General features: G+C 71.0%; 13 protein-coding genes. 5 read left to right on the top strand and 8 right to left on the bottom strand.

Annotated features, from left to right (window positions below; genetic code table 11):
• Positions 1-362: 362 nt before the first annotated feature.
• Positions 363-1,685: a cytochrome P450 gene (locus AB0436_RS15145; RefSeq protein ID WP_366468278.1), complete on the top strand. Its 1,323-nt coding sequence runs from the start codon at positions 363-365 to the stop codon at positions 1,683-1,685.
• Positions 1,682-2,524: a class I SAM-dependent methyltransferase gene (locus AB0436_RS15140; protein ID WP_366468277.1), complete on the top strand. Its 843-nt coding sequence runs from the start codon at positions 1,682-1,684 to the stop codon at positions 2,522-2,524. Before AB0436_RS15145 ends, AB0436_RS15140 begins: the two co-directional genes overlap by 4 nt.
• 71 nt (positions 2,525-2,595) lie before the next feature.
• Here the strand turns inward: AB0436_RS15140 and AB0436_RS15135 are convergent, their stop codons facing one another.
• A complete protein-coding gene (locus tag AB0436_RS15135; protein WP_365850382.1) occupies positions 2,596-2,781 on the bottom strand; it encodes a hypothetical protein in 186 nt (61 codons plus the stop codon).
• Between the two features lie 264 nt (positions 2,782-3,045).
• On the opposite strand from AB0436_RS15135, the gene AB0436_RS15130 reads away from it, so the two are divergent.
• The 3 genes from AB0436_RS15130 (at position 3,046) to AB0436_RS15120 (ending at position 4,741) form a co-directional block, all read left to right on the top strand.
• Positions 3,046-3,414, top strand: a complete 369-nt coding sequence (locus AB0436_RS15130) for a hypothetical protein (RefSeq protein ID WP_366468276.1) — start codon at positions 3,046-3,048, stop codon at positions 3,412-3,414.
• A 297-nt stretch (positions 3,415-3,711) separates the two neighbouring features.
• Positions 3,712-4,080 carry a hypothetical protein gene (locus AB0436_RS15125; RefSeq protein ID WP_366468276.1) on the top strand — a complete coding sequence of 123 codons (369 nt, stop codon included), beginning with the start codon at positions 3,712-3,714 and terminating at the stop codon, positions 4,078-4,080.
• A 205-nt stretch (positions 4,081-4,285) separates the two neighbouring features.
• Positions 4,286-4,741, top strand: coding sequence for a TerB family tellurite resistance protein (locus AB0436_RS15120; RefSeq protein WP_366468275.1), 456 nt, complete (start codon positions 4,286-4,288; stop codon positions 4,739-4,741).
• 31 nt (positions 4,742-4,772) lie between these two features.
• Here the strand turns inward: AB0436_RS15120 and AB0436_RS15115 are convergent, their stop codons facing one another.
• The 7 genes from AB0436_RS15115 to AB0436_RS15085 form a co-directional block, all read right to left on the bottom strand.
• Positions 4,773-5,234 (bottom strand): anthrone oxygenase family protein, encoded by a 462-nt coding sequence (locus AB0436_RS15115; RefSeq protein WP_366468274.1) that lies wholly within the window; start codon positions 5,232-5,234, stop codon positions 4,773-4,775.
• A 48-nt stretch (positions 5,235-5,282) separates the two neighbouring features.
• Positions 5,283-6,146 (bottom strand): ABC transporter permease, encoded by an 864-nt coding sequence (locus AB0436_RS15110; protein WP_366468273.1) that lies wholly within the window; start codon positions 6,144-6,146, stop codon positions 5,283-5,285.
• A complete protein-coding gene (locus AB0436_RS15105; RefSeq protein WP_366468272.1) occupies positions 6,143-8,755 on the bottom strand; it encodes an alpha/beta fold hydrolase in 2,613 nt (870 codons plus the stop codon). Before AB0436_RS15105 ends, AB0436_RS15110 begins: the two co-directional genes overlap by 4 nt.
• A 78-nt stretch (positions 8,756-8,833) precedes the next feature.
• Complete coding sequence (locus tag AB0436_RS15100; protein WP_366468271.1) at positions 8,834-9,700, bottom strand: aminoglycoside phosphotransferase family protein; 867 nt, start codon at positions 9,698-9,700, stop codon at positions 8,834-8,836.
• A gap of 163 nt (positions 9,701-9,863) precedes the next feature.
• Positions 9,864-11,720, bottom strand: coding sequence for an alkaline phosphatase family protein (locus AB0436_RS15095; RefSeq protein ID WP_366468270.1), 1,857 nt, complete (start codon positions 11,718-11,720; stop codon positions 9,864-9,866).
• Positions 11,721-11,841: 121 nt separating this feature from the next.
• Positions 11,842-13,113: an iron uptake transporter deferrochelatase/peroxidase subunit gene (gene efeB / locus AB0436_RS15090; RefSeq protein WP_366468269.1), complete on the bottom strand. Its 1,272-nt coding sequence runs from the start codon at positions 13,111-13,113 to the stop codon at positions 11,842-11,844.
• Entirely contained in the window at positions 13,110-14,324 is a 1,215-nt protein-coding gene (locus tag AB0436_RS15085) for an EfeM/EfeO family lipoprotein (protein ID WP_366468268.1), read from the bottom strand. Before AB0436_RS15085 ends, efeB begins: the two co-directional genes overlap by 4 nt.
• Positions 14,325-14,414 lie beyond the last annotated feature (90 nt).

The raw sequence follows: 14,414 nt of genomic DNA, 5'->3' as shown, positions 1-14,414 counted from the left end.
CGAACGGTGATTGGGTTGCCCCCGTCGACGACCACCTGGCTGCTCCTCTTCCGCTGGAACTTTCCGCGCAGCAGTCTTCCACGGCGCCCGCACCAGGCCAATACCTCACTTTCCGGCCGAGCGGGCGAAGCATTGAATCGGGCGGTCACCGCGCGCTAGATTGCGGTGTCCGGGCCCATTGGCTTACGTATCCCGCACGCTTGTACGCATCCTCAGTACGTAGTGCAGTACGTATTTTCCGTACGCATTCTCAGTACGTACGCCGACGCCCGCCGCCCCGTACGCACAGACGAAGTACGGACGAATATACGGATAAATGTACGGACGAACTGAACCGGCACCCATGACAGGTGGTCCGCCTTATGCCCAAACAATTGACCATGCCGCCAGGTCCGGCGGACGACGTCGACCTGGAACAGATGCGGCACGCACCGCTGGAGTTCGTCACCGGGCTGGCGCGTACTTACGGTGACGTCACCCGTCACACCGCCGACGGCGACACGGTGTATCTGCTGAACCGGCCCGATCTCGCCCGGCACGTCCTCAAGGACAACGGCGCGAACTACACCAAGGTACAGACCCCGGACGACCACATGCTGCGCCCGCTGCTCGGCAACGGCCTGCTGACCAGCAACGGCGAGGAGTGGGCCCGCCAACGCCACCAGTGCGCACCGGCGTTCCGGCCGGGCGCGGTCAAAGCCTTCGACACGGTCATCACGGAGGCCACGCACCATCTCCTGGAGCGCTGGCAGCCCGCGGTCAAAGCGGGCGCGCCACTCGCCCTCGACCACCATCTGGCGGCGCTGACCCTCACCATCGTGACGCGGGCGATCCTGGGCACCGATCTCGACGGCGTCGGCGAGGGGTTCGGGCAGGCGGTCGACGCGGTGAACCGGTGCATAGGCCACTACGTACCGCCCGAGGACCCCGACCCGGCCGATACGGCGCGACGGCAGCGGGACTTCGCACAGGCGCGGATGTTCCTCTCCATGGTCACCAGCACGCTGATCGGCTCCCACCGGGTGGCCGGCGGCCCGGGGAACACGCTGCTGGACGCGATGCTGAACGGCCCGCACCAGTTGTCCGACGGGGAACTGCGCGACGAGGTCCTCACGCTGATCATGGCGGGCCACGAGACCACGGCCAAGTCGCTGACCTGGACGCTCTTCCTGCTCGACCGGAACCCGCAGGAGGCGGCCAGGGTGCGCGAAGAGGTGGACCGGGTGCTCGCGGGGCGCACCCCGACCGCCGCCGATCTGGAGGAACTACCGCTGTGCCGGAGAGCCGTGCAGGAGGCCATGCGGCTGTATCCGCCGGTGTGGCTGACCTCCCGGCGAGCCGGCGAGGCGGACGTCGTCGACGGGTACGACGTCGAGCCGGGCACCCTGATGTGCATCAGCCAGTGGGTGCTGCACCGCGATCCCCGCTACTGGGACCGGCCCGATGCGTACCACCCCGACCGGTTCGCCGAGCCGGTCGGGCCCAGCCACCTGTACATGCCGTTCGGCGGCGGCGACCGGGTCTGCATCGGCCAGCACTTCGCCATGGTGGAGGCGGTGCTGGTGCTGGCGATGCTCACCCAACGGGTGCGCCTGGAGCTGGTCGACGGGTTCCCCGTGGAGCCGGAGGCCCTGGTCACCCTGCGTCCCAAGCACGGCATGAGCATGATCGCGAGGCCCCGATGACCACCACGGTGAGCTCCCCGGCGGGCTCCTACGACCCGGCTCGTACCACCGGCGGCGGACTGAGCGGTGAACTCGCCCGACTGGAGGCGCAGGCCGCCCTCGCCTTCCCGGAGGAGCTCCGGGTGCTGCGGGAGGCGGGGCTGCCCGAGCGCGGTGTGCTGCTGGAGCTCGGCGCGGGGCCGGGCGCGGTCACCCGGCGGCTGCGCGCCGCGTTGCCCGAGCTGTCCGTCGTCGCCCTCGACATCGACGAGCAACTGCTGGCCCACGGAACGGCCGAGGGTGCGGCCAAGATGGTGGGCGACGCGGGCCGGCTGCCGCTGCGGGACGCCAGCGTGGACGCCGTACTGCTGCGTTACGTACTGCAGCACCTGCCCGATCCGAAGCCGGCCCTCGCCGAGGTGGCCCGGGTGCTCAGGCCCGGTGGCCGTGTCATCACCGTTGAGGTGGACGGCGGTTGCTGGGGTCTGGCCGAACCCGCCTATCCCGAGCTCGCGCGTATCCATGCGAAGGTCGCGGCGGCGCAGAGCACGGCGGGCGGCGATCGCACGATCGGGCGGCGGATGACCCGCATGCTGCGTGCGGCGGGCTTCGACGAGGTGAAACTGCGGCTGTTCTCGACGAGCAGCGACGACCGGCCCGTCGGGGACTTCGCCCCCCACCTGGGACCGCAGCGGCTGGAGCCGCTGGTGGCCTCCGGGCAACTCTCCCTCGCCGAGCTCGCCCTGGCCGCGGACCGCTGGCGGCGTTTCAGGGACGACCCGGACGCCTGGGTGATGCTCGTCGGCTTCGTCGCCTCAGGGGCCCCGGGGCCGTCCAGCACGGCGTACAACTCCCCCTGAACGCAGCGGATCACGGTGCGACGACCGGGCCTGCGCCCGGTCGCCGCACCGTGATCGGGGTGGCGGGCCTGTCAGTACCGGGGCTTGCGCGTGAGCGCGACGCCGGCCAGCAGGAACATCACGCCGAGCACGCCGGCCACGATCGCGGTGGTCGACTCCGCGGGCTTGTGGATCGACGCGGTCACCGCGCTGAAGAGACCTACCACACCGCTGATGTAGCAGAAGATGGTGATGAAGATCTTCAGATTCGGGTTCACCGGAAACTCCTTTGCGTAAATGCGTACACGCCGCTGGATACGTATCCCCGTACCGCGGCACCACGCACGGCACTACGTATCGAATTGGCTCCGCTTCGAGAATGTACCGGAACCCCTGCCACCGCTCAATACTTAACTACGGCCGCCGGCAGGTGAGGTCTTGGCGTCGCAGCGTGTTCGTGCCAGCTTTGTTCGAGTCACCGGCGACCATTCGGAACGCGACAGCGAGTAACGCGACAGCGAGCACGCGACAAGGAGAAAACCGTGGCTTTGGATCCCCGAGCACGCGCAGAATTCGTGAACGGCTACACCCGCGCCCTGATCACCGCCTGGTCCAGCGAGACCTTCGCGGCCAAGCTCGGCACCGACCCCCGCACCGCACTCGCCGAAGCCGGCCTCACCCTCCCCGACGACGCCGAGATCATCGTCGTACGCACCGTCCCCGAGGGCCAGCAGGACGGCAACCTCGAGGTCCAGGTCGGCCTCTACGAGACCGGACTCGCCACCGGACGCTACGAGTTCCACATCCCCGAGACCCCCCAGATCGACATGGCCGAACTCTCCGAGGGCGACCTCGCCGACGTCGCCGCCGGCGGCACCTCCTGCTGCTGCCCCTGCTCCTGCTGCACCTGATCCCCCACCGCAGCAGCGACCCGAACGCCCCGGACCCTCCAGGCCCGGGGCGTTCGCCATTCCCGGCGCACGTACGTATACGTAAGCATGCGTACAGGCGATTCCAGTAAAGCGCAGACGTAGCGCAGTGCATTTCCCCGCACCGAATACGCAATAGCCCCTCCGGCCCGATTAAGTCTTGGCCGGGACCGGAAAGCGTGACAGCTTTATCCATGTCACCGGCGACCATTCGGAACGCGACAGCGAGTAACGCGACAGCGAGTAACGCGACAGCGAGCACGCGACAAGGAGAAAACCGTGGCTTTGGATCCCCGAGCACGCGCAGAATTCGTGAACGGCTACACCCGCGCCCTGATCACCGCCTGGTCCAGCGAGACCTTCGCGGCCAAGCTCGGCACCGACCCCCGCACCGCACTCGCCGAAGCCGGCCTCACCCTCCCCGACGACGCCGAGATCATCGTCGTACGCACCGTCCCCGAGGGCCAGCAGGACGGCAACCTCGAGGTCCAGGTCGGCCTCTACGAGACCGGACTCGCCACCGGACGCTACGAGTTCCACATCCCCGAGACCCCCCAGATCGACATGGCCGAACTCTCCGAGGGCGACCTCGCCGACGTCGCCGCCGGCGGCACCTCCTGCTGCTGCCCCTGCTCCTGCTGCACCTGATCCCCCACCGCAGCAGCGACCCGAACGCCCCGGACCCTCCAGGCCCGGGGCGTTCGCCATTCCCGGCGCACGTACGTCGCCGCGCGCTCCGGGGCAGGCTTCCGGGTGAAGCATCGATCGGTCGGGCACTTCCCGCCGGGTCCGGCCGTTGTCCTTCCGTACGCTGTACGAGCAATGACCAGCATGGCGAACCAGGAGATGGACGATGGCCCTGTGGGACCGGTTCAAGGATTCTGCGCAGACGATGCAGACGCAGCTCAACGCGAAGAAGAACGACCTCAAGAGCGGCGGGTTCCGGGATGCCAGCATGGCCATGTGCGCGCTCGTCGCCGCGGCCGACGGTTCGATCGACGCTTCGGAGCGGCAGCGGGTCGCTTCGCTGATCGCGACCAATGACGTGCTGAAGAACTTCGCCGCGGACGATCTGCAGACGCGGTTCAACGACTACTGCCAGAAGCTCACCGCCGACTTCGACTTCGGCAAGGTCAGCGTGCTGCAGACCATCGGCAAGGTCAGCAAGAAGCCCACCGAGGCGCGTGCCGTCATCCAGATCGGCATCGTCATCGGCGGCGCCGACGGCAACTTCGACAAGAGCGAGCAGGCCGTGGTCCGCGAGGCGTGCTTCGCGCTGGGGATCGCACCGACCGAGTTCGACCTGTAAGCGCCGCCTCGCACCGGCCCGTGCAGGGTCGTCAGGCCGTCGCGGACCCGACGACCAGGGCGAAGGCGGCCGTCGACAGAAACGACCTGACCAGGTGGAGGCGGTTCCAGCGCGCCTCGAAGGCCGCGCGGACAGCGCCGGCCTCCTGGCCGGTCGCGGCGGCGAGCGCGCTGTTCAGCGGGATGTTGCCGGCGATCGTCACCAGGTGACTGAGCACGGCACACACCAGCCCGACGGCGAGCAGCCACAGGGCCGTATCGGTCCGTCCGCGCACCGGCACCACGAGGGCCGCGGCCGGCAGCAGCGCCGATCCCAGGAAGACCAGCAGGAACCACGGCCCGGGGACCTTCTCGTTGATCCGGCGCATCGCTGCCACGAACTGCTCGTCGGTGAGCAGCTTGAGCCCCGGCATCACGCCGACCGCGAAGGCGAACATGAACCCCGCGTACAGCCCGGTGGCCAGGGCGGCGAGGACGAGCAGTGTGGTGGCCATGGCGCACATCATGACGGGTGCGCCATGCGGCGTCGAGGAAGCCCGCCCTCAGGAAACGATGTCCTTCCTGGCGAACCCCCGGAACGCCAGCGCGCAGAGCACCAGCGCATAAGCCACCGACACGGCCGCCCCTCTCAGCATGCCGCCCCACTCCAACTGCGGCTGCAGCGCGTCCGCCCAGGCGAACTGCCAGTGCGCCGGCAGGAAATCCCGCCAGGAGCCGAGCGCGGTGACCGCGTCCAGCACATTGCCCACGATGGTCAGGCCGACCGCTCCGCCGACCGCGCCGAGCGGCGCATCCGTCTTCGTCGACAGCCAGAACGCCAGCGCCGCAGTGACCAGTTGGGACACGAAGACGAACGCCACGGCGAGCGCGAGACGCGGCACCGTGTCGGCGGTGGCGAGCGAACCCCCGGTGGGTAGCGCCAGCGGCCCCCAGCCGTACGCGGCGGTGCCGACCGCGAGAGCGACCACCGGCATCACCACCATGGCCGCCAGGCTGAAGCCCAGCGCCACGGTCAGTTTGCTCCGCAGCAGCCGGGCCCTGGGCACCGGTGCGGCGAGCAGATAGCGCAGCGAGGACCAGCCGGCCTCGGACGCGACGGTGTCGCCGCAGAACAGCGCCACCGGCACCACCAGCAGGAAGCCCGCCGAGACGAAGAGGCAGGTGGCAGCGAAGTTCGCCCCGGACGCCGTCGCGGTGTCCATCAGCGTCGGGCCGTTGCGGCCGCTGCCGCTCGGCGTGCCGCCGACCGCGAACGCGGCGACGAGGATGAACGGCAGGGCCACCAGCACGGCGCCCATCACCAGTGTCCGCCGGCGTTTCCACTGCCGCCCGGCTTCGACGCGCAGCGGCAGGGTGTGCCGGGCGCGATAGCCCGGGGCCGTCTCCGGGAGGACCGTGCTGGTCATGCGGGTGTGCCTCCGATCAGGGTGAGGAACGCGTCCTCCAGGCGGCGGTGCGGACCCACACCGGTCAACGGCACGTCCAGGCGTACGAGTTCGGCGATGAGCGCGGCCGGTGCGGCGCCGTCGAGCCGGACCAGCAGCCCTTCGTCGGTCCGTACGGCAGAGCCGATGCCCGGCAGCGCGGCCACCTTCTCGGCGAGCGCCTCCGGGATCTCTTCAGCGGACGTGACCAGCAGGCTGTCACCGCTGCCGGTGATCTCGGCGACCGGGCCGGCCTGGACCAGCCGGCCCTGGTCCATCACGACCAGATGCGTGCAGGTCTGCTCGACCTCGGCCAGCAGATGGCTGGAGACGATCACGGTCCTCCCCTCGCCCGCGTACCTGATCATCACGTCCCGCATCTCGCGGATCTGCGGCGGGTCCAGGCCATTGGTCGGTTCATCGAGTATCAGCAGATCGGGCAGGCCGAGCATGGCCTGCGCGATGGCCAGCCGCTGCCGCATGCCCTGCGAGTAGGTGCGCACGGCGCGCTCCAGGGCGCCGCCGAGGCCGGCGATCTCCAGCGCCTCCGCGAGGTGCGAGTCCTCGCTGGGGCGGCCGGTGGCCTGCCAGTACAGCTCGAGGTTGGCCCGTCCTGACAGATGCGGAAGGAACCCCGCGCCCTCGACGAACGCCCCGACCCGCGACAGCACCGGGGCACCCGGGGCGATCGCGTGGCCGAAGACCCGGATCTCACCGCCGTCGGGTGTGATCAGGCCCATCAGCATCCGCAGGGTGGTGGTCTTGCCCGCGCCGTTGGGCCCGAGCAGCCCGAGCACCTGGCCCTTCTCCACCTGGAAGGAGAGGTCGCGGACCGCGTACCGGTCGGCGGACCCGGCGTACTTCTTGGTCAGGCCGGTGATCCGCAGCGGCACCACGGCGAGCGCCGGATCGGGCGCCGGGACGGCCCTGCGCCGGCTGACCAGCAGTCCCGCGGCGACCAGCGCGCCCAGCGCGGGCAGCCCCCACACCCACCAGCTGATTCCGGCGGCGGCGGTCTTCAGCGCGGGCACCGTCGGTACGGTCAGTGGCCCCTTCAGCGAGACCGTGTACGTCGCGGGGGCGGCCGAGGACGCATAGCCGAGGTCGGTCGACGCGAGCACAAGACGCAGCCGGTGACCCGCCTCGACCTTGTGGTCGACGGCGGGCAGCGTCAGCCGGACGGTGCGGCCCGCCTTGGCACCGGTCACCCGGACCGGGGCGACCAGTTGGTGCGGCAGCACCTGCTGCTTGCCGTCCGGGGCGACGTCGTAGACCTTCCCGAAGAGCACCGCGTCGTCGCTGGTCGACTTCACCCTGATCTCGGCCGTCGGTGCACCGGTGATCGTGCGGGCGGTGGCCAGCGGCGCGGATTCGAACTGTGCGTACTGGCCGGGGAAGTCCAGCGAGAGCCCCACGCCGAGCCCGGAGAGCTGGGAGAGCGCGCCGGCTCCGGGCACCGCGGAGATCGCCGGCGGGGCGCCGCCCGCCGGGCTGGCGAAAGTCTGCTCGCGACCTGCCAGCGCGATGGGGTGCCCACCGCTCGCCAGACCGGGGTACGTATCGCTGCTCGCACCCCGCAACCGGGCGGCGCCGTCGGTCGAGTCGACCCCGCCGGTCCGGGTGACCCGGAAGGCCGGGCCGGTGTCGGCGCCCTTGTCGCCCTTGAGATACCGGTTGAACCAGGAGGTGATGCGGCCGTCGATACGGCTGGCCTCCCGGTCGCCGCCGTCGTGGCCGCCCGCGATCCAGTCGACGGACACCGGCGCGCCGTTCGCACGGATCTGCTGCGCGGCGGCGTCGGCCTGCCCCAGCGGGAAGAGCGAGTCCGTCTGCCCCTGCACGAGCAGCGACGGCACCTTGATCCGCTCCCCCACCGCCTCGGGGCTGCGCGCCGCGAGCATCTTGCGGGCGGCGGCGTCCGGTTTCCCGGCCTCTGCCACCCGGTTGTACATCGAGCAGAGCTGCGCCTCGAAGTGGTCGCAGCCACCGCCGTCACTGATGAAGATCCCGGCCCAGAGCTTCTTGAAGACTCCGTCGGGGAACAGCGCGTCGGCCAGGTTCCAGTACGTGATCTGCGGTGCGATGGCGTCCACCCGCCGGTCGTACCCGGCGGCGAGCAGCGAGATCGCCCCGCCGTACGACGAGCCGGAGACGCCGACGCGCGGGTCGCCCGCCTTGTCCAGCCGCACCTCGGGGCGCTCGGCCAGCCAGTCGATCAGCTTCGACACGTCCTTGACCTCGTGGTCCGGGTCGTTGAGCCCGATCTTCCCGGTCGACTTCCCGAAGCCGCGCGCCGACCAGGTGAGCACCGCGTAACCGTCACGCGCCAGCTCCTGCGCCTGCGCCCGCACGTCGTCCTTGCTACCACCGAAACCATGCCCGAGCAGCACCGCGGGGCGCCGCCCCGGGCCGCCCGCGGTGAAGTACGAGGTATCGATGCGCACCCCGTCCACCGCCATCAGCCGGTCCTCGCGGTGCACCGCCGCAGTCCCGTCGGAGGCAACGGCCGTCCAGGTGCCCGCCCCGACGAGCACAGCGAGCGCGGCGACCGCACCGGCGAGCACCCGGCCGCGGGGTTTGGGTAGCTTCATACCTGACCACCCTAGGTGCCGTATCCGACAACCGATGCGGCCACCAGGGGGAACTGCCTGGTGTACTCCGGGAGTACGCTACGCCGGCCGCGTACCGCAGCGGGAGTAGTGGCGGGCCCGCCCGTCCCGCTCGCGGTCGAGGGACGACGTGAGGAACTCCGGCGCGTCGGCGGTGAGCGGGGCGGTCGCCCGGCACCACCCGAGTACCCGCTCCGCGGACATCCCCGGCACCAGTGCGGCCAGTTCGGCGCTTCGCGCGATGAGCTCACCCTCGTCCGTGACCCCTTCGAGGACCCAGTCGACCGCGTCGTAATCCGGGTCCCCGAGGGTGGGCCGGGGATCGATGGCGACGAGCCGGCCGCCGGGGCCGAGCAGCACGTTGGCCGGGTGCAGATCACCGTGCACCAGCCCCCGCGCGGGTCCGCTCCGGGCCATCTCCAGCGCCGCGCGCCGCCCCCGGTCCAACGCTTCCGGGTCCCGGCCCCCGCGCCGGGCGGCCATGTCGTACAGAAAGGTGATCCGGTCGGCGAGCGGCCGCAGGTCCGGTGCACTGCGGTACGGAGCCGTCCGCAGCTCGGCGAGGAGTGCGCCGACCTCGCGCAGCCGCCAGCCGCTCTCCTTGACCCGCGCCCCGGGCTCGACCCCGGCGAGCAGCAGTGCCCCCACCGACAGGTCCTGGTCCAGTAGCCCCACCACGGCGTCGCTGCCCGCCCAGGCCCGCAGCGCCTCGGCCTCCTCGGTGGCGATGACGGGATCGGGCGTGAGCTTCAGCCAGACGGTGCGCCCTTCACGTACACACCGGTACACACAGGAGGTTCCGCCGCCTCCTGCCTCTCCCACGTCGAGGTCCCACCGCCGGGCAAGACAGTCGACGAGAGCGGGCAGGGACCGGTACCAGACGGCGACTTCGGGGCCGAACCGTGCGGTGAGGCGGGTGAGGTTCACAGTTCAGTCTCGCTCACGGCTCGCTGCCCCGGTCGGGCCGCCGGCGACACCACCCGTGTCGAACGGCGAGTCGCGCGGCGAAAGCCGCTGCGTAAGGGTCTGGCAACGGAGGGGCCGCCCCCCTGACGGCCCCTCCGCGAAGTACTCGGCGGTCAGCCGGTGCTCAGCTGTCCTTGCGCGCCCCGCGGCGGTGCATCGCGAAGGCGGTGGCGCCGGCCGCGAGCACGGCGAACGCGATACCGGCCGGCAGCACGGCCGGTGGCAGCCCGCGGTCGGTGGCAGCCTGCGCGGTGACGTCCGTGGTCAGGTCGGCGACACCGTGCGACCGGTCCGGGCGTGCGGGGTGCCGGGGGATGTGGCGGACGGACCTGACCGAGCCGTCCGTGTTGAGCAGCACCTGCTGGTTGTTCGGGTGCCTGAAGTCGAAGGCCGAGCTCAGCGATCCGGCGCGGGCGTCGAAGGACGCGTCGCCGATTCGTCCGGTGCGCCAGTTGTCCTCGATGAACCTGGTGATCGAGGCCTGTTCGGTGCGGGTGTGGTCGACCGAGTTGACCTTGCTGTACGGGGAGATGACCAGCAGCGGCTGGCGGGTGCCGGGGCCGCAGCGGTCGGCGTAGCCGCCGGCGGAGGCGGGGCCGGCCTGGCAGGCGGGGCTGTCGGCGGCCTTGCCGTTGGATCCGGTGGTGCTGTCCTGGGAGCCGTTCTGCGGCTTCGCGTAGGCGTGGTCGTACCAGCCGTCGGAGTCGTCGTAGGCGATGACGACGGCGGTGTCCTGCCACTCCCGGGACTGCTGCAGCTTGTTGATCCGGTCGACCAGGAAGTGCTGTTCGTCGATCGGGTCGGAGTATCCGGCGTGGCCGTCCTGGAATTCGGCGGCCTTCAGGAAGCTCACCGCGGGCAGGTTGCCGGTCTTGAGCGCGGTGTCGAAGTCGGTCAGGTCGTAGTTGTGGTTGGCCTGCCCGCTGTGGCCGATCTCGGCGGCGTTCTTGGGCGGCAGGTGGTGCGGGTTGGACGTCGCCTCGTAGTACTGGAAGGGCGAGTGGTGCGGGCTGTAGTCGACGGACGCGGCGCCGCCCACGTTGGTGTGGGTGTTCCCGGCGCACTTCGCGTAGTCGCCCTGCTTGCCGTCCCAGGCGGTGCTGGGCCGGAAGCCGCCCTGGAACCAGCCCCAGCTGACGTTCTTGGCGGAGAGCAGGTCACCGATGTTCCTGCCCTGCATCGCGGCGAGCGCGTTCTTGCTGGTGTGGTCGGCGCCCGAGCAGTCGTCGTACGCCGGGTCGGGGTCGTTGGTGACGGTGCCGACGCCCTGGGCGTCCGGCGAGACCACGGCGTACGGGTCGGGGGCGCCGGTCTGCTTCGGGTGCTCGGTGCCGGATGCCGGGTCGACGGAGATGACGCCGTGGGTCTGACCGGAGACCAGGTTCAGCGCGCCCGGGGTGGAGGGGCCGTAGGTGGAGCTGTAGGAGTTGTCGCCGAGCGAGTAGTGCTGGGCGTAGTTCCACAGCCCGGTGACCGTGTTGCCGTCGTAGTAGTCCATGACCAGGCCGGGCTCGCCGAACAGGTTGCCGGAGCACTTCCCGGAGTCGGTGTTCTGCACGTACTGGTCGGCCTTGCCGCCGTTGGCCGCGTACTGCTCGGGTCCATAACCGTGGTTCTGGTCGCAGGTCATGGCCTGGTCCGCGGAGAGCCGCTCGGGTGCGTACTGGTTCGGGTTGTTCTTCAGCAGTCCGGCCGCGCTCAGGGTGTCGATGTGTTTCGGCGTGTGCTTGCTCGCCTTGAACGTCGTGCCGTCGGTGTTCGCCGCTTTCGGGTACGTGCCGAAGTAGTGGTCGAAGGAGACGTTCTCCTGGAAGATCACCACCAGGTGCTTGATCGGGGTGCTCGTCGCGCTGCTGCCCGGGTGGGCGTGCGAGTTCGCCGACGCGGGGGCCGCTCCCCCGAGAACGGCGAGCGCCGCCGCCCCGGCGCATGCTCCCCAGCGCACGGCGCGGCGTCCCGCCGTTCTTCCTGTGCTGACCATGTTCTCTGTGCCTCCGCTGTCGGCTGTCGTCGTGTCCTTGCGGAGTGCGATGTTCCGGCAGGCGGGCGACCGGGTGGGTGCGTGACCGTGTCGCCGGGGTGAACAACCGGTCAGGAGTTCCTCAGGCGAGCAGCGCCCGGCCCAGCCAGTCCGTCCGGTCGCGCACGCCGGGCAGGGCGAAGAAGTAGCCGCCGCCGAAGGGGGTGATGTAGTCCGCCAGCGGTTCGCCGGCCAGCCGTTTCTGTACGGTCTCGAACTGCCGGGCCAGATCCTGCTGGTAGCAGCAGAACAGCAGCCCCATGTCGAGGTTGCCGTTGCTGTCCATGCCCCGGTCGTAGTTGTACGCGCGGCGCAGGATCCGCTGGGCGTCGGTCTTCGGGACCCGGGGGTTGGCCAGCCGGATGTGGCTGTCCAGCGGGATCACGTCGCCCTTCGGGTCCTGTGGGTACTTGGGCGTGTCGAACTCGCCGGTCCCGTCGAGTGGCGCCCCGGTGTCCCGGCTGCGGCCGAACATCCGCTCCTGCTCGGTGATCGAGACCCGGTCCCAGAACTCCACCAGCATCCTGATCAGCCGCACCACCTGGTAGCTGCCGCCGGCGGTCCAGGCCGGTTCGGCGCCGCCGTCGCCCACCCAGACGAGGTGGTCCATGGTCGGGCCGTCGCCGGCGTCCGGGTTGGCGATGCCGTCCTTGAAGCCCAGGTGGTTGCGCGGTGTTCCGCTGGGCCGGGAGGGGCTGGTGTAGCCGTCCATCCGCCACCGCACCTGCATGCCGCCCCGGGTGTGGCGGGCGATGTCACGCAGCGCGTGCAGCACCACGTCGGGGCTCTCCGCGGAGAGTTGCAGGCTCAGGTCGCCGTGGCACATGACCGGGTCGAGGTCGTCGTCCGGGAAGGTCGGCATCGCGGTGAGCCGCAACGGCTTACGGTCCTTCAGCCCGAACCGCTCGTCGAAGAGGGCGGCGCCGACACCGGCCGTAACGGTCAGCCCGCCCGGCGGGACGACCGGCCCGAGGACCCCCGAGTCGGTGGGGGGTGCGGTGATTCCCGGCGAGGCCGGGGTGCCTCCGGTGGTCAGGAAGCGGGCCCGGGCAGTGAGGGTGTGCAGCAGCTCGGTGAGTTCCCGGCGGCTTTCGGCCGTCACGTCGAACGCCACGAAGGCGGTGGCTCGTTGGGAAGGCCGGAGGATGCCTGCCTGGTGCGGACCGTGGAATGCGGTGCGGGCCGCGGACTGTCCGGGCTCCGCCGGTTTACCGGTCGGGTGGTCCGCCGCCACCAGGCCGGCCCCGGCGACGGCCGAGCCCACGCCGATCGCCGCACCCCGCAGGAAGCCGCGCCGCCGTACCTCGTTGGCGCGCGGCTCCTGCGCGTGTCCCTGGTCTCGCCCCTCGTTCATGCCGTCCTCCGCAGATCACAGATGGCCGCGACCGATGCCAGCCGCTCCACCGTCTCACCGATATCACTGTTGAGCCGTTCCCGGTCAGTGCGCGGCAGTCGGTTCACCGGCGGGCGGTGGCCATCGTGCCCGAAGCCGTCCAGGGTGTGCTGCGTACGATCCAGCCAGGAGTCCAGCTGTGGCAGCCCCGGGAAGCGGGAGGTGAGCAACGGACGTAGCACATGCAGGAGTTCACGGGTGCCGTCGAGGTTGGCGCGGGCCGTGTCCAGGCTGGTGCCACTGCCGTGATCGGTGCGCCCGGTCAGCTCGAGCTGCTCGGTGTTCTCCAGGATCTCGTGCGCCCGCAGACCCAGCTCCGCCGGGTCCATCCGCTGCTGCGGCCAGCCGTCCCGCAGGGCGTGCACGGCCTGCGCCAGGCGGTCGGCCGGGGCCCGCAGCGATGCGGCGGACTCGCCGTGCCACAGCCCGTACTCGACGCGGTGGAAGCCCTGGAAGCCCGGGTCGTGGACGCCGTCGGGCAGTCCGGCGCCGGTGCCGTTGATGGCCGCGTCGGCGTCCCCGAAGGTGCCGTAGGCGGCGCCCATCCGCTCGTAGACCAGGTGCGCCGGCAGCCATGCGGTGCGCGCGGCGGCCAGGTCGCCGCGGTCGACGGCCTGGCGCAGTACGTCCGTGCGCCGCGCGAGTTCTACGGTCCTGGCGCCGATCCACCGCTGGTACGCGAGGGTCGGCGGGACCAGGTCGTGTTCCGTCACCGGGACCGCGTGCGGGCCGGCGGCATCGGCGCCGCCGGTGACCCGGACGGTGGGCCCGGTGATCGCGTCGGCGTCGTCGGGCAGGCACCGGAAGGCGTACGAGCCGCTGCCGAGCGCCACCCGCATCGGGCGGGAGGTGCCGGGCGCCAGGCCCTCGACCTCACCGTAGACGGCGCCGGTGCGCGGGTCGGTGAGGTCGACCTCGGCCGGCCCGGTGGACGTGTTGTGCAGGTCGAACACCTGGGTACCGGCGCGGGCCCGGGTCCAACCCCGGCCGCAGGAGCCGACCGAGACCTCCACGGCAGTGTGCGGGAGGCCGTCGGCGTGGGCCGGGTGCGGTGCGGACGCCGTGCCGGACGGGTCGTCGGTCAGCAGAGCGCCGGTGGTCACCATGGCGGCGGCCGACAGCACGGCCGCCGCCGCCCATATGCGGGTACCGGCGATGGCGCGGCTGGACACGACGGGGCTCCGTTCGTACGGCGGGGGCGGCGCCGCTCATGCTAGGCAGCGGCACCGCCTCCCAGGGCCTTTCGAACGCCCGGCCGACCG

Origin of the sequence: Streptomyces sp. NPDC051322, from assembly GCF_040689485.1 — a bacterium.
Lineage (GTDB): Bacteria > Actinomycetota > Actinomycetes > Streptomycetales > Streptomycetaceae > Streptomyces.
Note: the sequence above shows the minus strand (reverse complement) of the source record. Positions and strands in the feature narration are given on the sequence as shown.